The sequence below is a fragment of the Niveibacterium microcysteis genome, from assembly GCF_017161445.1.
Classification (GTDB): domain Bacteria; phylum Pseudomonadota; class Gammaproteobacteria; order Burkholderiales; family Rhodocyclaceae; genus Niveibacterium; species Niveibacterium microcysteis.
In genome coordinates this window covers 2,739,947-2,759,454 of sequence record NZ_CP071060.1, presented here as the reverse complement: position 1 = coordinate 2,759,454, position 19,508 = coordinate 2,739,947, and the positions used below count along the sequence as shown (strand labels likewise).

22 protein-coding genes are annotated in these 19,508 nt (G+C 62.7%); 6 read left to right on the top strand and 16 right to left on the bottom strand.

The window, feature by feature from the left end; all coding sequences use genetic code 11:
* The first annotated feature begins 42 nt into the window (after positions 1-42).
* Positions 43-882: an endonuclease/exonuclease/phosphatase family protein gene (locus JY500_RS12530; RefSeq protein WP_206252807.1), complete on the top strand. Its 840-nt coding sequence runs from the start codon at positions 43-45 to the stop codon at positions 880-882.
* On the opposite strand, the gene JY500_RS12525 is transcribed toward JY500_RS12530, so the two are convergent.
* Together JY500_RS12525 and JY500_RS12520 are read right to left on the bottom strand one after the other, a co-directional pair.
* Positions 855-1,685: a DUF2189 domain-containing protein gene (locus JY500_RS12525; protein WP_172199080.1), complete on the bottom strand. Its 831-nt coding sequence runs from the start codon at positions 1,683-1,685 to the stop codon at positions 855-857. The genes JY500_RS12530 and JY500_RS12525 overlap by 28 nt on opposite strands.
* A gap of 201 nt (positions 1,686-1,886) precedes the next feature.
* The gene (locus tag JY500_RS12520; protein ID WP_172199083.1) at positions 1,887-2,099 is read right to left on the bottom strand and encodes a YdcH family protein; all 213 of its coding nucleotides are present in this window, start codon (positions 2,097-2,099) and stop codon (positions 1,887-1,889) included.
* Between the two features lie 280 nt (positions 2,100-2,379).
* Here JY500_RS12520 and JY500_RS12515 point away from each other — a divergent pair, with 280 nt between their 5' ends.
* Both JY500_RS12515 and greB read left to right on the top strand, forming a co-directional pair.
* Positions 2,380-2,616 (top strand): BTH_I0359 family protein, encoded by a 237-nt coding sequence (locus JY500_RS12515; RefSeq protein WP_172199086.1) that lies wholly within the window; start codon positions 2,380-2,382, stop codon positions 2,614-2,616.
* Positions 2,617-2,670: 54 nt separating this feature from the next.
* Positions 2,671-3,219: a transcription elongation factor GreB gene (gene greB, locus JY500_RS12510; RefSeq protein WP_206252805.1), complete on the top strand. Its 549-nt coding sequence runs from the start codon at positions 2,671-2,673 to the stop codon at positions 3,217-3,219.
* Here greB and JY500_RS12505 read toward each other — a convergent pair.
* A complete protein-coding gene (locus JY500_RS12505) occupies positions 3,210-5,009 on the bottom strand; it encodes a sensor histidine kinase (protein ID WP_206252797.1) in 1,800 nt (599 codons plus the stop codon). The two genes, greB and JY500_RS12505, sit on opposite strands and share 10 nt — an antisense overlap.
* A 62-nt stretch (positions 5,010-5,071) precedes the next feature.
* Here JY500_RS12505 and htpG point away from each other — a divergent pair, with 62 nt between their 5' ends.
* A complete protein-coding gene (gene htpG / locus JY500_RS12500; RefSeq protein WP_206252795.1) occupies positions 5,072-6,991 on the top strand; it encodes a molecular chaperone HtpG in 1,920 nt (639 codons plus the stop codon).
* Positions 6,992-7,063: 72 nt separating this feature from the next.
* Here the strand turns inward: htpG and JY500_RS12495 are convergent, their stop codons facing one another.
* The 5 genes from JY500_RS12495 to JY500_RS12475 all read right to left on the bottom strand — a co-directional run bounded on the left by JY500_RS12495 (position 7,064) and on the right by JY500_RS12475 (position 12,148).
* Complete coding sequence (locus JY500_RS12495; protein ID WP_206252793.1) at positions 7,064-7,972, bottom strand: amino acid ABC transporter substrate-binding protein; 909 nt, start codon at positions 7,970-7,972, stop codon at positions 7,064-7,066.
* 173 nt (positions 7,973-8,145) lie between these two features.
* A complete protein-coding gene (locus tag JY500_RS12490; protein WP_206252791.1) occupies positions 8,146-9,771 on the bottom strand; it encodes a mechanosensitive ion channel family protein in 1,626 nt (541 codons plus the stop codon).
* A gap of 56 nt (positions 9,772-9,827) precedes the next feature.
* Positions 9,828-10,088 (bottom strand): SemiSWEET transporter, encoded by a 261-nt coding sequence (locus JY500_RS12485; RefSeq protein ID WP_206252784.1) that lies wholly within the window; start codon positions 10,086-10,088, stop codon positions 9,828-9,830.
* Between the two features lie 8 nt (positions 10,089-10,096).
* Complete coding sequence (locus JY500_RS12480; RefSeq protein WP_206252778.1) at positions 10,097-11,275, bottom strand: vWA domain-containing protein; 1,179 nt, start codon at positions 11,273-11,275, stop codon at positions 10,097-10,099.
* A 21-nt stretch (positions 11,276-11,296) separates the two neighbouring features.
* Positions 11,297-12,148 carry an AAA family ATPase gene (locus JY500_RS12475; RefSeq protein ID WP_246479900.1) on the bottom strand — a complete coding sequence of 284 codons (852 nt, stop codon included), beginning with the start codon at positions 12,146-12,148 and terminating at the stop codon, positions 11,297-11,299.
* A gap of 179 nt (positions 12,149-12,327) precedes the next feature.
* On the opposite strand from JY500_RS12475, the gene JY500_RS12470 reads away from it, so the two are divergent.
* Both JY500_RS12470 and JY500_RS12465 read left to right on the top strand, forming a co-directional pair.
* On the top strand, positions 12,328-12,648 hold the full coding sequence (locus JY500_RS12470) for a c-type cytochrome (RefSeq protein ID WP_172199114.1): 321 nt from the start codon (positions 12,328-12,330) through the stop codon (positions 12,646-12,648).
* A gap of 11 nt (positions 12,649-12,659) precedes the next feature.
* Positions 12,660-12,977, top strand: a complete 318-nt coding sequence (locus JY500_RS12465) for a c-type cytochrome (protein WP_206252771.1) — start codon at positions 12,660-12,662, stop codon at positions 12,975-12,977.
* A gap of 78 nt (positions 12,978-13,055) precedes the next feature.
* Here JY500_RS12465 and JY500_RS12460 read toward each other — a convergent pair whose 3' ends face one another.
* The 8 genes from JY500_RS12460 to rsxA are packed head-to-tail and all read right to left on the bottom strand — an operon-like array spanning position 13,056 to position 19,386.
* Positions 13,056-13,487: a DUF1841 family protein gene (locus JY500_RS12460; protein ID WP_206252769.1), complete on the bottom strand. Its 432-nt coding sequence runs from the start codon at positions 13,485-13,487 to the stop codon at positions 13,056-13,058.
* A 45-nt stretch (positions 13,488-13,532) separates the two neighbouring features.
* Positions 13,533-14,165, bottom strand: a complete 633-nt coding sequence (nth, locus tag JY500_RS12455) for an endonuclease III (protein WP_206256475.1) — start codon at positions 14,163-14,165, stop codon at positions 13,533-13,535.
* A 15-nt stretch (positions 14,166-14,180) separates the two neighbouring features.
* Entirely contained in the window at positions 14,181-14,861 is a 681-nt protein-coding gene (rsxE, locus tag JY500_RS12450; RefSeq protein ID WP_172202949.1) for an electron transport complex subunit RsxE, read from the bottom strand.
* A 10-nt stretch (positions 14,862-14,871) separates the two neighbouring features.
* Positions 14,872-15,507, bottom strand: coding sequence for an RnfABCDGE type electron transport complex subunit G (locus JY500_RS12445; RefSeq protein ID WP_172202948.1), 636 nt, complete (start codon positions 15,505-15,507; stop codon positions 14,872-14,874).
* A gap of 9 nt (positions 15,508-15,516) precedes the next feature.
* A complete protein-coding gene (locus tag JY500_RS12440) occupies positions 15,517-16,521 on the bottom strand; it encodes an RnfABCDGE type electron transport complex subunit D (protein WP_206252768.1) in 1,005 nt (334 codons plus the stop codon).
* 15 nt (positions 16,522-16,536) lie between these two features.
* Positions 16,537-18,237, bottom strand: coding sequence for an electron transport complex subunit RsxC (rsxC, locus tag JY500_RS12435; RefSeq protein ID WP_206252762.1), 1,701 nt, complete (start codon positions 18,235-18,237; stop codon positions 16,537-16,539).
* The gene (gene rsxB / locus JY500_RS12430) at positions 18,237-18,788 is read right to left on the bottom strand and encodes an electron transport complex subunit RsxB (protein ID WP_172202945.1); all 552 of its coding nucleotides are present in this window, start codon (positions 18,786-18,788) and stop codon (positions 18,237-18,239) included. Before rsxB ends, rsxC begins: the two co-directional genes overlap by 1 nt.
* A gap of 13 nt (positions 18,789-18,801) precedes the next feature.
* Positions 18,802-19,386, bottom strand: coding sequence for an electron transport complex subunit RsxA (gene rsxA / locus JY500_RS12425; RefSeq protein WP_172202944.1), 585 nt, complete (start codon positions 19,384-19,386; stop codon positions 18,802-18,804).
* Positions 19,387-19,508 lie beyond the last annotated feature (122 nt).

Below are 19,508 nucleotides of genomic sequence, written 5' to 3'. Positions count from 1 at the left end.
CCTTGCGAGGCGAATCGAGCGGATACGCGAAAGGCATAAAAGATGCGCATTGTATCTTGGAACATCCAGTGGGGGCGCGGTGCGGACGGGTGTGTCGACCTAAGCCGCACGATCGGCGTTCTGCGTGAACTCGATGCGGACGTGATCTGTCTGCAGGAGGTGGCGGTCGGGATGTCCGGCTTGCCGGGCAACGTGACCGAGGACGGCGTGCAGAGGCTTTGGCAGGGCCTGCCTGGGTACGCCGCATTCTTTGGCCCCGCCGTTGACGTCGGGGCGTCGGACGGCGGGCGCGCGCAGTTCGGCAACCTGATCCTGAGTCGATTGCCCGTGGGGCAGGTTTGGCGACATCTGCTGCCTTGGCCCGCCGACCCCACGGTACCATCGATGCAGCGTGGCTGTGTCGAAATCGTGGTCGACCATTCGAGCGGCCCGGTACGGGTGCTCACGACGCATCTTGAGTATTACTCCGCCGGCGCGCGCCTGGCTCAGGCGGAGCGGCTCGCAAGCCTGCAGCAGGAGGCCTGCGACGCTGAGGCGACGCCGCCCAAAGGCAAGGAGAGTAACGCCGCATTTGCGCCCAGGCCGCGCCCGTCACGCGCGGTACTTTGCGGCGACTTCAATTGCCGCCCGGGCGAACCGGCCTATCGAGCTGTTCAGAATGGCGTGTCGAGCAGCCCCTGGCGAGACGCGTGGTCTGCACTAAACGAGCAGACTCCACACGCTGATACGGTGGGCCTTCATGGCGCCGAATGGCCGGCAGTGCCGTTTTGCTGCGACTATTTCTTCGTCAGCAGCAACCTCCTGTCGGCCTTGGGTGGTATCAAGGTCTGCGCTGATACCGCCGCTTCCGATCATCAGCCGTTGGTGCTGGACCTGTTCTGATTGTCAGGTTCCACCAGCGCCCGGTATGCGTGCCAGGTGCCGTGCCCGATCATGGGCATCAGGAAGATCAGGCCAATGTGGAAGGTCAGGAATCCGATCAGGGTCAGCGCGACGATCAGGAAGGCCCACACCAGCATGGCCGCCGGGTTGGCTGCAACAACCGCCACGCTGGTGAACATCGACGTGATCGCATCCGCACGGCGGTCCAGCATCATCGGGATCGCGACGACGCTGATTGCGAATACCAGTGCAGCAAATATCAGCCCCACGCCGATATAGACCGCGACGAACTCGATGTTCTCAAGCTTGATCACCTGATTCAGGAAGCCGGAGAGGTTGGGCATCTCGTTGGTATAGAAGAGCGCAAACATCACCAGGGACGCACGGGCCCAGACGAGAAAGACCACGGTGAGCACCAGCGCAAACACGCCGATGTTCGACGCGTTGCGTCGCCAGATGGTGAGCGACGAGGCAAAGCGGCAGCCTTCGCCCTTCTCGCGACGCCGGCTCAGTTCATAGAGGCCCATCGCGAAGAATGGCCCTAACAGCAGAAAACCCGAGGTGAGTGCGGAGGTGTATTGGTACGCGTGCTCAAAAACCGCGCTGACCGATAAGCCCATTGCGGCAAAGCAGAAGCCGTAAAAAAGGCTCGCGATCGGGCAGGCTTGCATGTCCTGTGCGCCGCGACCAAGCCATACCAGCGCGGCGGCTACATGCACCCGGCGCAGTTTGGGGATCAGCGTCTGGGTCTCTTCGTAGCGGATCTCGTTGTTGTCGTCCGGGGTCTTCTGCTGCTCGGGCATGTCTCCTCCATGGATCTGTTCTCGTTATGGGGAAATGCAAGGTTGGGGTGCAGCGGGTACGAGCTTGGATGAAACAGAGGTTGCGACGGATGGAAGTGTGGATGTTCTCGCGCGGTCGGCCGGCAGTTGCGGACGGCCGTGGCGCCGCGGCCGCCGAAGGCGGCATTGATAAATGGCGCTTGTTGCGGGTGGCTGCGCAGTTCAAGCGGGAACGTCCGGATCCATCAGACGTTCGATCAGCAGAATGCGGTCCTTGACGAAGAGCTTGCGCTTCTTGAGTCGCCGGACGAGCAGGTCGTCAGTTGGTGGCAGAGCGGCAAGCCGGGCAATCGCCTCATCGAGGTCGCGATGCTCGGCAAGCAGCACGTTCAGCCGGGCGCGCAGGCTGGTGACGCTCTCGAAAGTGTCGTTCATGGCACCGCTGGCAACACACTGGTTTCCCCCCGGTCGCGTGCGCGCTTCTGTGCGAGCGGCATCCCCCTGCAACCGGCCTCCATCGACTGTTACGGCACTTCAGGAACAATCTCGGGTGCCGTTAGTCAACCTAAGTGCATCCTAGTGGGCGCCGGTGGAAATGACAACTGGCAGCAGTACGGCGTTGAAATGCGGGGGGCCTTCCCCCAAGTAGTGCCAAGGGTTCGGTTATCGGGCCCTTGAGGGATTCTGATCCCGCGCTTCGCGGAAGGAGGCGGTCATGCACGTTATGTTCAACAACCCGTTTCTGTATGTGGTGGCTTACCCCGCCCAAAACGGCATCGAGGTCATCAACAAGCGCAAGGGTCGTGGTGTGTTCATGACCGACGCGGCGGCCGAACGTTTCAAGCGTGAATTGGCCGAGGCAATAGAAGACGACGATGAGGATGGCGAGCTGATCGCTGAATTCATCGAGCACTTCGATGCCCTGATGACGCATCCCGCGATTCGCCACTGAGTGGCGCAGCGGGCTTGGTAGAATTCGCGGCTTGGCAAGTCGCGCATTTCTCCCATGAGCAAGGCATTCACTAAAGAAACCGATCAGGACGACGAGGAGCTGCCCGCTTCACTGTCGCTCCCTGCAGGCACGCGCAATTACATGACGCGGCGGGGCTTCCTTGCGCTCAAGGACGAGCTCGACACCCTGTTGAAGGTGACGCGGCCCGAGGTCGTGCAGATCGTGTCCTGGGCGGCCAGTAACGGCGATCGCTCTGAGAACGGCGACTACATCTATGGCAAGAAGCGGCTGCGCGAGATTGATCGTCGCATCCGGTTTTTGATCAAGCGGCTTGAGAGTGCCACCGTGGTCGATCCGGCTGAGCAGGAGGGGATGGATCAGGTGTTCTTCGGTGCCACGGTTACCGTGTGTGATGTCGATGATGGCGAGTCGCAGACCTTCCAGATCGTCGGCGTTGACGAGGCGGACGCCAGCAGCGGCCGCGTATCGTGGATTGCGCCGATTGCTCGCGCGCTGCTCAAGGCGCGGGAGGGCGACAGCGTGCGCTTTGCGAGCCCGGCCGGCTGGCGCGAAATTGAGGTTCTGGAAATCCGCTACGACTGAGGGTTGCGCCGCTTGCGCACAACCGCTGCGCGGCGTGGCAGCGTGAAGTACACCGTGGTGCCTTCGCCGGGCATGGATTCCGCGTGCATCTTGCCGCCATGGCGTTCGATGATGCGCCGGGCGGAGGCCAAACCGATGCCGGTGCCTGCATAGCCTTGGCCGCCATGCAGTTGCTGGAAAGGCTGGAACAGACGTCCGGCATACACCATGTCGAAACCGACCCCGTTGTCCGACACTGCGAAGCGCTGCCCGCCTTCCTCCTCGGTGCAGCTGACGTGAATCAGCGCTTCCTCTCGATCGCGGGTGAACTTCCATGCGTTATCGAGCAGATTACCCAGCACGTTCCGCAGCAGCGGTTCGTCAGCGTCGGCGAGCATGCCTGGTTGAATCTCGAAGCGCGCCGCGCGTGCCGGGCTGCCACTTTTCAGATCGGCGGCAATGTCCGCCGCCAAGGCGCTTAGATCGACGGAGCGGATGTCGAGGGGTTGGCGCGCCACGTTGGCGAGCTTGAGCAGCTCGTCTATGAGTTCGCCCATTCGCACGCTGGCACGAGCCACGCGCTGAAGGTAATCGCGGCCGGTGGCATCCAGTTGCGGCGCGTAGTCTTCGAGCAGCGCATGCGAGAAGCCGTTGATCGCGCGTAGCGGTGCCCGCAGGTCGTGCGACACCGAGTAGCTGAAGGCGAGCAGTTCGCGGTTGGAGCTTTCCAACTCCGCGGTGCGTTCCTTGACGCGTGCCTCCAGAGACTGAGCCAGCCGATGAAGGGTGCGGCGAGCGCGTTCGCGCCGGCGCACATCCTCAAAAACCACCCAAGCCAGCACCGCGAGCAAGCCGCACAAAAGAGTGCAGCCCCAGACGATACGTTCGGTGTTGGCATAGAAGCTACGCAACGCGGTCTGGCGCGGCCGGCTCACCTGGACGATCAGCGGGTAGTTATCGAGGCCACGCGCGGCAATGATGCGCGGCTGGCTGTCGATCCACGAGATGCGTTCGACGACGCGGGTGGCGTGCGTGGCGGGGCGAACCATCGCCGGATTGCGTGAGAAGTCGACGCCGATTTGCGCGTCGTTGGCCGGATAGCGGACCAGCAGTGTGCCGTCGCTGGTCAGCACGCTGATGGCGTCGTCGCGCGTCAGACGAATGTCCTGGTAGAAGAACTCGAAATACGAGGTGCTGAGCGCGGCGGTCAGGAAACCGGCCAGGCTGCCGTCGCCGCGATTGATACGGCGTGTCAGCGGAATCAACCAGCGTCCGGAGTCCGGTGCGCGAATCGGGGCGCCAATCTGCATTGCGGCGTTGGCGGTGGCCGCCAGCCGTTGCGTAACCGCTGCGGGCAAAGGCGAGTGCTTGGTCAGCGGATACTGATACGTCGCCGACAGCAGGGCGCCGTCGCGTGAATAGGCCGAGACGATCGCCGCCTGCGGAACGCGCAGCAGCCATTCGCTGGTGAGTTCATACAGCGCCCGCTCGCCGAAGCGCTCCGGGCCTCCGTTTTCGCCCACCTGTTTGCCCAGCGCATCGAGCACCGTATCCATCTGGCCGAAGCTTCGTGCGACGTGCTCTTCAAGGGCGCGTGCAAGACTGCTGAGCTCGGCCTCGGCGCGATGGGTTTCCTGGTCGCGATCACGGGTGATCAACACTGCGGCGCCGCTCACGATGACGGCGGCGAGCAGGATGTAAGTCCCCACGATGGACAGGGCGACCCGCCGCAAGCTGCGTGGGCGGCGGGGCAGAGCGAGCTGCGTGTCGGCCAGGTCGTCGTCGTGGGCCTGTGCAGTGCTATCGGACACGCTTGAAATCCGGATGGGTCGGACGCATATCGTGCATGTTAATCGAGACCTAGGAGAAATCCATGAGTGAGGCACAGACCGCAGCGGCACCCAAGGGCGAGACCCTTAACTTCCAGGCAGAAGTGAAACAGCTGCTGCACCTGATGATTCATTCGCTGTATTCCAACCGCGAGATCTTCCTGCGCGAGCTGATTTCCAATGCGTCGGACGCCTGCGACAAGCTGCGCTTCGAGGCCTTGGATCACCCGCACCTGCTTGAGGGTGCCGGCGAGCTGGCGATTGGTGTGGGCTTCGACAAGGCGGCGCGGACGCTGACGATTTCCGACAACGGTATCGGCATGAGCCGCGAAGAGGTGATCGCCCACCTCGGCACGATCGCCAAGTCCGGCACCAAGGAGTTCTTCTCGCGCCTGACCGGCGACCAGAAGAAGGATGCGCACCTGATCGGCCAGTTCGGTGTCGGCTTCTACTCGGCCTTCATCGTGGCAGACAAAGTGACGGTGCTGACCCGCCGCGCCGGCCTGCCGGCCAATGAGGCGGTGAAGTGGGAATGCTCGATGACCGGCGATACCGCCGGCGCCTACACGATCGAGCCGATCGAGCGTGAAGTGCGCGGCACCGAAATCATCCTGCACCTGCGCGAGGACCAGGACGATCTGCTGTCCGGTTGGCGTCTGCGTTCGATCATCCGCAAGTACTCCGATCATATTGCGCAGCCGATCCGCATGCGCAAGGAAGAGTGGGACAAGGACAAGGGCGAACAGGTCCAGCGCGATGAGGAAGAGACGGTCAACCAGGCCTCGGCGCTGTGGGCCCGTTCGAAGTCCGATATCACCGACGAGCAGTACAAGGAGTTCTTCAAGCATGTCGCGCACGACCATGAAGAACCGCTGGCCTGGTCGCATGCCAAGGTGGAAGGCCGCCACGAGTACACCCAGCTGCTCTACGTTCCGAGCCATGCGCCGTTCGACATGTGGGATCGCAACGTCAAGCACGGCCTCAAGCTCTACGTGCGTCGCGTCTTCATCATGGACGACGCGGAGAAGCTGCTGCCGTTCTACCTGCGCTTCGTGCGCGGCGTGGTCGATTCGAACGACCTGCCGTTGAACGTGTCGCGCGAGATCCTTCAGGAAAGCAAGGATATCGACACCATCCGCGCCGGTTGCGCGAAGAAGGTGCTCTCGTTGCTCGAAGATCTGGCCGAGAACGACAAGGACAAGTACGCCAAGTTCTGGGGCGAGTTCGGCAAGGTGCTGAAGGAAGGCGTGGGCGAGGACTTCGCCAACAAGGAGCGCATCGCCAAACTGCTGCGTTTTGCGACGACCCATGCCGACACGCCGGAGCAGACGGTTTCACTGACCGACTACGTCGCGCGCATGAAGGAAGGCCAGGACAAGATCTACTACGTCACGGCCGATACGTTCACCGCCGCGAAGAACAGCCCGCACCTTGAGATCTTCCGCAAGAAGGGCGTCGAGGTGCTGCTGCTGGCCGAGCGCGTGGATGAATGGCTGGTGAGCCACCTGCACGAGTTCGAAGGCAAGCAAGTGGTGTCGGTCGCGCGCGGCGATCTTGACCTCGGCACGCTGGAAGACGAGGAAGAGAAGAAGGCCGCTGAGGCCGAGGCCGGCGACTTCAAGGATGTGCTCGAAAAGCTCAAGACGGCGCTGGGCGATCGGGTCAAGGAAGTGCGGATCACGCACCGACTCACCGATAGCCCTGCCTGCGTGGTAGCGGACGAGAACGACATGGGCACCAACCTGGCTCGCCTACTCAAGGCGGCTGGTCAGGATGTGCCGAGTTCCAAGCCGATTCTCGAAGTGAACCCGAAGCATCAGGTGCTGCTGAAGCTCAAGGCCGGCACCGATCGTTTCGACGATTGGGCGAGCGTATTGCTGGATCAGGCGCTGCTGGCAGAAGGCGGCACGCTTGAGGATCCGGCTGGCTTTGTCAAGCGTATCAACCAGCTGATGCTGGGCTGAACGTCAGTAAGGCTCAAGTGAAAACGCCCCGGCACAGCAGTGTGCCGGGGCGTTTTGTTTGCAGCCTGCGACTTATAGCGAGTAGCCAAGTACCCGCGCGATGCCCGGTTCCTTGCTCGGCCGCATGATCGAATCGCGCAACAGGCGCGACATCGGCAGCTTCAGCGTGTCGGTGTTGAACCAGCGCTCGTAGATGCCGTTGATCTCGCCGCTTGCGTAGATTTGCTTGAGTGCCTTGTCGACTTCGGCCTGCAGGCGTTCGTCACCTTTGCGCATCATGATCGCGTACGGCTCCACCGACAGGTAGTCGCCCACCAACGTATAGCGCGAAGCGTCAGGGCGGGTACTGAGAAGGCCGCTCAGCAGCACATCGTCCTGCGGGAAGGCCGCAACCGTGCCGGATTCGAGAGCCTTTATCGCGTCAACGTTATTCGGGAACTGCATCAGCTTCATCGTGCTGATTTCCGAGTCGCGCAACTGTGTAAATAGCTTCTCCGACGTGGTGCCCTTCGACAGCGCCACCGGCTTGCCGGCCAGCGAGGTGTGGCTTGCTACGCCTGAATTCGTGCGGGTCAGCAGCTTCATGCCGGCCACAAAAATCGTGTAGCTGAACTCGACCTTTTCCTGGCGGGCTTTGGTGTTGGTGGTAGAGCCGCATTCCAGGTCGATCGATCCATCGAGCAGCTTCGGGATGCGCTCTGCGCCACTGACGGTGACGTACTGCACCTTCAGGTCGGGTAGTTTGAGGTCTTTCTTGATTTGGTCGACCGCCTTGAGGCAGAGGTCGATCGAGTATCCGACCGGTTGTTTCTGCTCGTTGAGGAACGAGAAGGGTCTTGCCGCTTCGCGGTTACCGATCGTGATCGTGCGTGTCTGGCGGATCTTTTCGAGGGTGTCGATATTGGTCGACTGGGCATACAACGCGGTGGAAACGGCGCATAGCGCCACGCCCAATGCCGCGCCCGGAATCAGCTTTTGCATGGGTAGAAGCCTTGGCGAAAGCGGACTTGTGGTCCACAAAAGGAAATCGCGCGATAGCCTATCCATCGCGCGAAAATGACCTCGGCATTGTACGTAAAGCTGCCGTTGCAGCCTTCCGTAGTTCTACGTAGAGCGCCCGGCTGAATGTTGGCCGGCTGGAACGCCGCCGCGCGCTAGGAGCGCGGCCGCTCGGAATCCGCCGGGGTGGCTGGTGGGGCGTGCCATTGCGACTTTGGCGACAGGACGGGCTGTGCAGGCTGTTCGAAGAAGTGCGGCGACATGATCTGCACGCCGTATTCATTGAAACAGTCCTGGATCGAGGCATGCAGCGCCGAGAGCACCGGCACGCGTTGTTGCGCCTCGTGAATCTGGCAGAACAGCTCGTACTCCACGTAGAAGTCGTTCAGTGCGCGCTGATAGACCGTTGGGTCCGGGGTTTTGCGGATCGCTGGTACGCGCCGTGCGGCTTCGATCAGTAGCGCATGGACTTGCCGCCACGGGGCGTCGTAGCCGATGGTTACTTTGGTCGACAGCATCGTGCCTTGCGAGTCAGCGCGGCGGGAGTAGTTGTAGATCGCACTGCCGAGCAGAACTGCGTTCGGGATCGTGATTTCCTCATTACGGATATTCACGATCTTGACCGACAGCGTGCTCAACTCGCGCACGACCCCCTCGATCTCTCCGATCTTCACGTAGTCGCCGATCCGCAGTGCGCGTGCATAGGTGAGCACCAGCCCCCCCATCAGCTGGCTCATGACACCAGCTGACCCCAGCGTGAACAGGAAGCCCAGCAGCACACTGACGCCTTTGAAGACATCAGTGCTGGAACCTGGGATATATGGATAGGCGAGGGCGAAGGCGAACGCCCAGACCCCGCCGACCACGATGCGCCGGGTGGCCGACGCGGTTTCCGGATGCACGCCGGGGAGGCTGAGGTTGCCCGACTGCGCCGCGTCAAAGATGCTGCGAACCATGCCTGCGACCGCCTGGGCAATCACGATGATGATCGCCACCGCGACCAGGCCGGGCAGGGCGCCCAGCAATGCATCGCCAAAATGCCCGGTGTAGCGGAACAGGTAGTCGATCAGATGGTCGCCGAGCGGTTCTGTGATCGGGAACTGCTTCAGTACGAAGGTCAGCCAGACATCGACCAGCACCAGAGCCAGCGCGATGAGGATCACCTGCGCTACGCGCAACACAATCCCGTAGGTGTAGCGGGCCCAACCGACGCCAGCGGTCGCCGCGAGTTTGCGTTCGATGCGTTGTTGCACGCTTTCGGTGACACGCCGCCCGGCGCGCAGCAGGGCCCAGAGCAGGCCGATGGCGATTGCGGTGGCGAGGAGCGTGAGCAGCACGCCACGCACGATGCCCTTCACGTCTGCTTGCTCGTGATACGCGTCGAGAACCCGCTGCGCCTCTTCGGCCGCCTTCGCGGCGGTAGCCTCCAGGGTGAGTCCGGCGTCGGCTTCGAGGTCCGCGGGGACCAGCGCGAACAGGATCTGGTCGCCGGCTCGGATTGCGATGCCGGACTTGCCGTCAAGGCTGTAGCTGACGGTGTTGGTCTTGAGCGGTTTTACTGCTTCGCTGGCGAGCTCGATCCGGCGCGCGGCGCGCTCGGCGCGAGCGCGCGGCGTGGCGCCACCGAACTCGGCCCGGAAGGTGGCGATATGCCGATTGGCCACGACAAGATTGGCTTCTTCCGGCTGCGGCGGTTTCTCGGCGGCCAATGCCAGGATCGGCATCAGCAGCAGGATCAGTAGCGCGACAAGGCTGTGCGGCAGGCGAACGAGTGAACGCATGAATCACGGCTCCACCGGATGGTGCGCCGATGATAGCGCCTTGTTGTGCGCAGGGTTTAACCGAATCGAAGCTTCATCGAAAGGATGAAGGCCGCCAGCAGCAGCGTGATCGCGTTGGCGATGACGACCGGCCAGGCGCTGATCAGAAAACCATAGAGCAGCCACGCTGTGATGCCGCAGATGAACACGCTGTACATGCCAAGCGAGACGCCGTGTGCGGAGCGGGTTTTCCAGGTCAACCAGGCCTGCGGCACAAACGCGACGGTGGTGAGCGTCGCGGCGAGATACCCGAGCAGGTCGACGAATATAGGGTTCATTGTGCGAATCAAGTTTTGCGTGAGAGCTGGCGCATGGCGCGCTCAAGGCCCTCGATGGTCAATGGGAACATGCGCTCGCCCATGATCTGCCGGATCAGCGTGATCGACTGGCGATAGGGCCAGGTTTGCTCGGGTTGTGGGTTGATCCAGCAGGCGCTCGGATAAGCGTCGAGCAGGCGCCGCAGCCATTCTGCGCCAGGCTCTTCGTTGAAATGTTCGACGGAGCCACCGGGCACCATGATCTCGTAAGGGCTCATCGTCGCGTCGCCAACGAAGATCAGTTTGTAGTCCGGCCCGTAGGTGTGCAGAACATCCTGCAATGGGCGCTTGGTCGCGAAACGGCGCTGGTTGTCTCGCCATACCGATTCGTAGACGCAGTTGTGGAAGTAGAAGTACTCAAGGTGCTTGAACTCGCCGCGTACCGCCGAGAAGAGTTCTTCGCAGACCTTGATGTGGTCGTCCATGGAGCCGCCGACGTCGAAGAACATCAGCACCTTGACCGCGTTGTGGCGCTCGGGCCGCATTTTCAGATCAAGCCAGCCGGCGTTGCGCGCCGTGGCGGCGATCGTGCCGTCGAGATCCAGTTCGTCTTGTGCGCCCTCGCGCGCAAAGCGGCGCAGGCGGCGTAGCGCCACCTTGATGTTGCGCGTGCCGAGTTCAACCGAATCGTCGAGGTTCCGGTACTGCCGCTGATCCCACACCTTGACTGCCGTGCGGTTGCCAGCGGATTCCGGGCCAACGCGAATCCCTTCAGGGTGATAGCCGTGCGCCCCGAAGGGCGAGCTGCCGCCGGTGCCTATCCACTTGTTGCCACCGGCGTGGTGCTCTTTCTGCTCCTGCAGGCGCTGCTTGAATTCCTCCATCAGCTTGTCCCAGCCAAGCTTCTCGAGGCGCGCCTTCTCCTCAGGGGTGAGCATGCGTTGCACCGCTCGCCGCAGCCAGTCTTCGGGGATGTCGGCTTCGAGGCCCGGGAGTTCCGTAATGCCTTTAAAGAAGCTGCCGAACGCGCGGTCGAACTTGTCGTAGTGACTCTCGTCCTTGACCAGCGTCGCGCGGGCGAGGATGTAGAAGTCATTGATGCTCGGCCCGATCACGCCCGCCTGCAGTGCTTCGAGCAGCGTCAGGAACTCCTTGGTGGAGACCGGGATCTGGCTCGCCTTCAAGTGAAGGAAGAAATCGGTCAGCATGGCTGATGCGTGCTGTGCCGTTCAGCGGTTGTGCTTGGCCATCGCGACGAGGCGCTCGAACAGCGCGATGTCCTGCTCGTTCTTCAGTAGTGCACCAGCGAGCGGTGGCACCACCGGCTTGTTGCCCGCAGCACGCAGGCTCTCGGCCGGGATCTCCTCGGAGGCCAGGAGGCGCAGCCAGTCGAGCAACTCGGACGTGGTCGGTTTCTTCTTAAGCCCCGGTACCTCGCGCAACTCGAAGAATACTTCGAGGGCGGCGCGCAGCAGCTTTTCGTGGATATCGGGGAAGTGCACACCGATGATCTTTTCCATCGTTTCCTTGTCCGGAAACTTGATGTAGTGGAAGAAGCAGCGGCGCAAGAACGCGTCCGGCAGTTCCTTTTCGTTATTGGAGGTGATGAACAGGATGGGCCGGTGGCGCGCGCGTATCGTCTGCTGGGTCTCGTAAACATGGAACTCCATGCGGTCGAGTTCGCGCAGCAGATCGTTCGGGAATTCGATGTCGGCCTTGTCGATCTCGTCGATCAGCACCACCGACGGCGCGTCATGCGTAAAGGCTTTCCACAGCACGCCCTGGACGATGTAGTTGCCAATGTCCTTGACGCGGTCGTCGCCGAGTTGCGAGTCGCGCAGGCGTGATACCGCGTCGTACTCGTACAAACCCTGCTGGGCCTTGGTGGTGGATTTGATGTGCCATTGATACAGCGGCAGGCCCAGCGCGCCGGCGACTTCTTCAGCGAGCATCGTCTTGCCGGTGCCCGGCTCACCTTTGATCAGCAGCGGGCGCTGAAGCTGAATCGCGGCGTTGACTGCCAGCATCAGGTCTGCAGTGGCGACGTACTGATCGGATCCCTGGAATCGAAGGCTCATGATTTGGCTAAGGCGTAAGACAGAGTCGGCATCATGCGGCGCAACGTCTGCCTGCGCAACAAACATGCGCATTGACCCTGCTCAAGGCAGGGTCTCCAAAAGGTGCTTTGACGCCCGAAAACACCGCGACATAGAATCAGTTCGCTTCAACGCCTCCCAATCCACACCATCAGAGGGGACTCATGAAAAGAATGAAGGGGCTGTTGGTCATTGCGTTGCTGTTCGCCAGCGGCGCAGCCCTCGCGGTACAGGGCAATCCCGAAGCCGGTCGCAAGAAGGTTGCGATGTGCCTTGGTTGCCACGGTATTCCGGACTACAAAACCACTTTTCCGAGCGTCTATCACGTCCCCAAGCTGGGTGGGCAGCATCCGGAATACATCCTACGTGCACTGCAGGAGTACAAGAACGGCGAGCGTAGCCATCCGACGATGACAGGGCAGGTCGCGCCCTTGTCGGAGCAGGACATGGCCGACATTGCAGCCCATTTCGGAGCACAGAAATGAGGAGGGCCGACATGAAGATTCTGCCGCTGGCGCTTCTTGCGCTTCTGACAATGCCGCTCGCCCAAGCGGGTGACGCAGTGAAGGGCAAGGAGAAGTCCACCGTCTGTGCGGCTTGCCACGGTGCCGACGGAAACTCCGCCTCGCCGGATTTTCCGAAGCTGGCTGGGCAGCATGAGGACTACATCGTGCGCGCGCTGACCGACTACAAGGCCGGCAAACGCAAGAACCCGATCATGATGGGCATGGCGGCGCCGCTCTCGAAAGAGGATGTCGCCGATCTGGCAGCCTATTTCTCGGCCCAGAAGGGGCTTGTGATCGTGAAGCGCTGACCGGGGCTCCGCTCCACGACAAGAAGCCCGGCGGGCTGCCGCCGCCGGGCTTTTCTTTCAGTGAGTCCGCCTTGAAGGCTAGGCCAGACGGGAGCGTCGCCAGACGGCCTCGACGTAAGCAACGGCGTCGGGCGCTGTGCCACTGCGCTGCGCTTGCCAGATCGTTTCGCCGAGGCATTCGAGCACGTCGTGCAACGCTGCATGGCGGTCGCCCCGCACCGCGAGGCAGGCGTCGTAGGCGGCACGCAGCCCTGGCGGTTGATCGATCGACAGTTGCTCGTGAATCGCCAGGTGAAGCGACAGGTGCAGAAACGGGTTGATCTGCCCGTCTTCGGGCGAGAAGTCCTTTTCCGCGCTCTCTGGGTCGTCAAGCAGCGCGTGGTATTCCGGGTGCTGTTCGATCAGTTCGGCGGCGACCTGTTCCAGTGGCGCGAGCCCGGTGCGCTGGCGATGCTTCTGCCAGGCGTCGATGAAGAAACGGCGCGCTTGGTCTCGTGATGGATTGAACACGGTGTTGGCTCTCTGAAAAGTGGGGGCGACGCGGTAAGGACTGATTCAGTCGGTCTTGTCCCGATACTCACATAGATCACGAACGATGCACTGGCCGCACAAGGGTTTGCGCGCGGTGCACACATAGCGGCCATGGAGAATCAGCCAGTGATGCGCATCCAGTAGAAAGTCCTTGGGTACCCGCCGGAGCAGGGCTTTCTCGACCTCCAGCACATCTTTGCCGGGGGCCAGGCCCATCCGGTTTGCGACACGGAAAATGTGCGTATCCACCGCCATGGTTGGCTGGCGGAACAGGGTGTTGAGCACCACGTTGGCGGTTTTCCGGCCGACGCCGGGTAGCGCCTCAAGCGCACCCCGGTCAGCCGGCACTTCGCCGGCATGTCGCTCGAGCAGGATGCGCGAGAGCATCGCGACGTTCTTCGCCTTGTTGCGGTAGAGGCCGATCGTCTTGATGTGCTCCGCGATGCCCGCTTCGCCAAGCGTTGCCATGGCGGCCGCATCGGGCGCAACCGGGAACAGGCGGCGCGTGGCGAGGTTGACGCCCTTGTCGGTGGATTGCGCCGAGAGGACGACGGCCACAAGTAACTGGAAGCCGTTGCCGTATTCGAGTTCGGTTGTCGGCGTCGGGTTGGCCGTTTGCCAGCGCTGAAACGCCTCGGCGACCGCGGCGCGCGGCATCAACTTGGGCATTGCTCAGGCGGAGGCGGGCTCTGCAGCTGGGCGGGCTTGGGCAGCGCGCTTGGCCGCGCGCGCGTCCAGCCAGCTCTTGCCTGCGATCAGACAGGCGAGCGAGATGAAGGCGCCCGGTGGCAGGATCGCAACGAGGAATCCGGGATAAGCCTCGGGCAGTACGCGCAGAGGTTGGGCCGACGGGATGATCATGTCGATGCCGTTGAACAGATGGCCCGTGCCGATCAGTTCACGCATGCCTCCCAGCAGTGCGAGCAACCAAACAAGGCCCGCGCCCATCGCAAAGCCATCAACCGCAGAGGACAACGGCCCGTTCTTGGCAGCAAACGCCTCTACGCGCGCAAGAACGATGCAGTTGGTGACGATCAGCGGTACGAAGATGCCGAGCACCAGATAGAGACTGTGCAGATAGGCGTTGAAAGCAAGGTCGAGCACCGTGACCAGCGCCGCGATGATCAGGATGAACACCGGGATGCGGATCTCGTAGGGGATCAGATTGCGTAGCGCCGCGACGACGGCGCCGGAGATGGCCATCACAACCGCGGTAGCCAGCCCGAGGCTGATGCCGTTGATCAGATTGGTGGATACGGCGAGGATCGGGCACAGGCCGAGCAGTTGAACGAGGCCGGTGTTGCTCTTCCAGATACCGGCGTGGGCGATTTCGCGCAGATGCTGCAGGTTCATTGGGTTTGCCTCACTGGAACAGTGCGTCGCGGTGCGCTGCCGCGTAGGCTGCGACGCGGCCGACCGCGCGGGTAACCGCACGTGCGCTGATTGTTGCGCCGGTGTTGTAATCGAAGGCGCCGCCGTCCTTCTTCACCGTCCATGCCGCGGGTGGCAAATCGCGTGCAGGACGCTCGAACTGGCTGATCCACGGATGCGCCTTGTTCTTGTCCTTGCGCGGATCGATGTAGTCGCCCAAGCCTGGTGTTTCGCGGTGCTGCGTGACGCGGGCGCCGAGCACCTGGCCGTCGGCGGCGACCGCCACGATCAGTTCGACGCGCCCAGCGTAGCCATCTGGCGCCACCGCTTCCATCACCAGGGCGGCCGGTTGGCCTGCGCGTCGTGCACGCCATACCTGGCCGCCTTGATCGAGGCCGAGCTCCGGCGTAGGCGGCAGGCTGATCACGTCGTCGAGCAGCGCATTGTCATACCCGCTGCGTGGCAGGATCTGGTCGATCAGTAACAGCTTTTCAGCTTTCGCGCTGCGCGCGATCGGGTCGCGCGTAAGCAGGTAGCCGCCTGCCATGAAGGCGGTGAAGACCAAGGTAAACACCAGCATCGCCAGAGCGGTGCGAAGGGATAGGCCGCCGGCCGTCGGTTCGTTCATGGCGTCGGATCAGTTCTTGGTTTTGTGGCCGAACACGGGTGGCTGGGTCTTCATGTCGATCAGCGGCACACACAGGTTCATCAGTAAGGTCGCGAACGCAACACCGTCGGGGAACGCTCCAAAGTGCCGGATGATCCATGTGATCAGAGCTGCACCCGCGGCGTAAATCAGCTTGCCACGCGGCGTGGTGGCGCCTGAAACCGGATCGGTCAGGATAAAGAAGGCGCCAAGCATCGCGGCACCCGAGAACAGCGAGAAGACAGGGCCGGGATAGCTCTGTGGCGCAGCAATCGACGCGATGGTCGCCAGCGCCGCGAGGCTGCCGAGGTACGCGACCGGGATGTGCCAGGTGATGATCCGACGTGCGAGCAGGTAGAGCCCGCCGATCAGGAAGGCGAAGGCGATCCACTCCCAACCGTGGCCAGCGAAAAGGCCAAATCCCTCGCCTTGCAGCAGTGCATTCACGCTGCTGCCTTCGGCGCGCAGGCCTGTGCGCAGTGCATCGAGCGGGGTGGCGGCGGTGATGGCGTCGACAGCCCGCGCGCCGCCAAAGATCAGGTCCAGCTGCGCGGATGCGTCCAAGCGGCCGGCGCCGGGCCACTGTGACATCAGCGCGGGGAAGGCAACGATCATCACCGCATACGCAACCATCGCCGGGTTGAACGGGTTCTGCCCCAGGCCGCCGTAGAGGTGTTTGGCAACCACAATGGCGAATGCCGTGCCGGCGACGACCAGCCACCAGGGGCCGATGGAAGGGAAGGCCAACGCGATCAACCACGCGGTGACGACGGCCGAAAGGTCTGCCAGGGAGCGACCGATCGGGCGCCCGCGCAGCTTGAGGAAACCCGCCTCAAACGCAATTGCCGCCACGGTGGCGAGCGCGATCTGAACCAGGATCCCCACGCCGAAAAACCAGGCATAGACCGCGACCGCTGGGATCAGCGCAAGCAGCACTTCGGCCATCACGCGGGTAACGCTGGTGGGCTTGCGCAGGTAGGGTGAATTGAGAGACATCGTGGTCGTCAGCCTTCAGCGGGCGCTTTGTTCGGTGGGCTGCGCTGCAGCGTCGCCGTCCGCAGGCGCAAGGGCGGCGCGGCGCGCATCCGCTTCGGTGACCTGCGCCTGTTGATCGGGGGTCAGCGCTTCGGTGTTTTGCGGAGCGATGGCCTCGCGCTGTGCTTTGGCGCGCGCCATCGCGGCGGCGATCAGCGCTTTCTTGGAGTCTTCGGCGCTGTCCGAACCGGTGACCGGCGTGGCAGCCGCTGCCGTGTCGGTCGCTGGAGTGCTCACAGCGGCGCGACCGGCCGCCGTTTTGGCTGCGAGCTTTTCGGCCTTCTCGCGTTTTTCGCGCTCGATTCGTTCGTTGCGGAACTCGAAGCGGTCGCGCGCCACATCGGCCGCATCCTTCTGCCGTTCGCGCGCCCAGATCTCACTCTTGGAGAACCGGTAATAATCGACCAGCGGGATGTGCGACGGGCAGACGTAGGCGCAGCAGCCGCACTCGATGCAGTCGAACAAGTGGTATTCCTGCGCCTTGCCGAAGTTCTTCGCGCGCGAATGCCAGTACAGCTCGAACGGCTGCAGATCAGCCGGGCAGGCGCGCGCGCACTCGCCGCATCGGATGCAGGCCATTTCGGGCGCCGGGGCCGGGAACAACTCGGGGCTGCCGACCAGGATGCAGTTGGTCGCCTTGACGACTGGCACATCGTAAGCCGGCATGCGGAAGCCCATCATCGGGCCGCCCATGATGAAACGGTCGGTACCGGGCTTGACGCCGGCCAGTGCGGCGACATGGTCCATCGGCGTGCCGAACAGCACTTCGTAGTTGCCGGGGCGTTCGACGTTGCCAGCGACGGTCACAATGCGCGAAACCAGCGGACGACCGCGATCGACGACATCCGCAATCGCATACGCGGTGCCGGTGTTGAAACACTGCACGCCGTAGTCGGTCGAGCGGCGGCCGTGGGGTACTTCGATACCGGTGAGCACGCGGATCAGTTGCTTGGCGCCGCCAGCCGGGTAGCGGGTCGGAATGGCAACGACTTCCATCGTGCCTGCGCCGCGCGCACTGACGGCCTGCTGCATGGCGGCAACGGCTTCCGGCTTGTTGTCCTCGATGCCGATCAATACGCGACGGGCCTGCAGCAGTTGCTGCATGATCTCGGCACCACGGACGATCTGGTCGGCGCGTTCGCGCATCAGCAGATCGTCGCAGGTGATGAAGGGCTCGCACTCGGCGCCATTGATAACCAGCGTGTCGGTACCGCCCTTGGCGGGTTTCAGCTTCAGATGGCTGGGGAATACCGCGCCACCCAGGCCGACGACACCCGCGTCGCGCAATTCGTCGCGGACCTCGTCGGCGCCCATTGCGCGCAGCGATATCGGTTCGCAATCAATCCAGCGATCCTCTCCATCCGGCTCGATGACCACGCTCAGCGTGGTGAGCCCGGAGGTGTGCGCCATGACGCGCGGTTCGACAGCCACGACGCGCCCGGATGTGGGGGCGTGCACCGCGCTGGAAACGTTACCGTCTGCAGCACCGATGCGCTGGCCTTTCAATACGACGTCGCCCGGTGCGACCAGCGGATGCGGTGTGCCGCCTACGTGCTGATGCAGAGGAACGATCAGTTGCGCCGGAAGCGGCACAGCCTTGATGGGCTCGCGCGTCGAGTCGGCCTTGTTTGTGGCCGGCTTGACGCCGCCGTTGAACTTAAAGAGTTTGCGCAGCATCAGGCGGCTGTCCTGATCGGAATCACGGGGTAGTGCCACTTCCAGGTATCGACGGTTTCACCAACCGGTTCCATCGTGATGCAATCGACTGGGCAGGGCGCCAGACAGAGTTCGCAACCGGTGCAGAGTGGGTCGATCACCGTGTGCATCTGCTTCGCGGCGCCGGCGATGGCGTCGACCGGGCAGGCCTGGATGCAGAGCGTGCAGCCGATGCAGGTGTTCTCATCGATCACAGCGACGGACTTGGGTTTCTCGACACCGTTCTCTGCGTTGAGCGGCTTGAACTCGCGGCCCAGCAGGTCAGCGAGTTTGCGGATACCTTCCTCGCCGCCGGGCGGGCATTGGTTGATATCGGCTTCGCCGCCGGCGATCGCGGTAGCGTAAGGCTTGCAACCGGGGAATCCGCACTGGCCGCATTGCGTTTGCGGCAGGATGGCGTCGATCTTGTCGACCAGCGGGTCACCCTCGACCCGGAATTTGACCGCGGCAAAACCCAGCGCCGCGCCAATGACGATGGCCAGGCCGGCCATCACGAGAAGTGCGCTCAGCATCGTGGTGTCGGTTTCACTTGAAGCGGTCGAGGCTGGCGAAGCCCATGAAGGCAAGGCTCATCAACCCGGCGGTGATCAGCGCGATCGGCGTGCCGCGGAAATGCAGCGGTACATCAGCGCCGTCGATCCGCTCGCGTATCGCCGCGAACAGAATCAGGGCGAGCGAGAAGCCTGCGGCGCTACCAAACCCGAACAGCAGGGCTTCCATAAAATTGTGCTTCAGTGCCACAGAAAGCAACGGAATGCCGAGCACCGCACAGTTGGTGGTGATCAGGGGCAAATAGATGCCCAAGACCTGATGCAGCACCGGGCTGGTTTTCTGGATCACCAGTTCGGTCAGTTGCACGATTGCCGCGATCACGACGATGAAGGCTAGCGTGCGCAGATAGCCCAGATCGAACGGCGTCAGCAGCAAGTGGTCGATCAGGTAGCTTGATCCACAGCCCAGCGTGAGCACGAATGTGGTCGCCATGCCCATGCCCAGCGCAGTGTCGAGCTTCTTCGAAACCCCCATGAACGGGCACAGGCCGAGGATCCGGACAAACACGACGTTGTTGACCAGAACCGCGCCAAGTAGCAGGAAGATGTAGTGCGCCATGGGCTAGAAGGGGGTGGGTGTAACCGCGGGATTATCGCTGCAACGCGATGCGATCCTCAAGCCGCGGACCGAAACTGACGCATGCTTGTCACGCGTCAACCGATCCGCAGCAACAACACCGA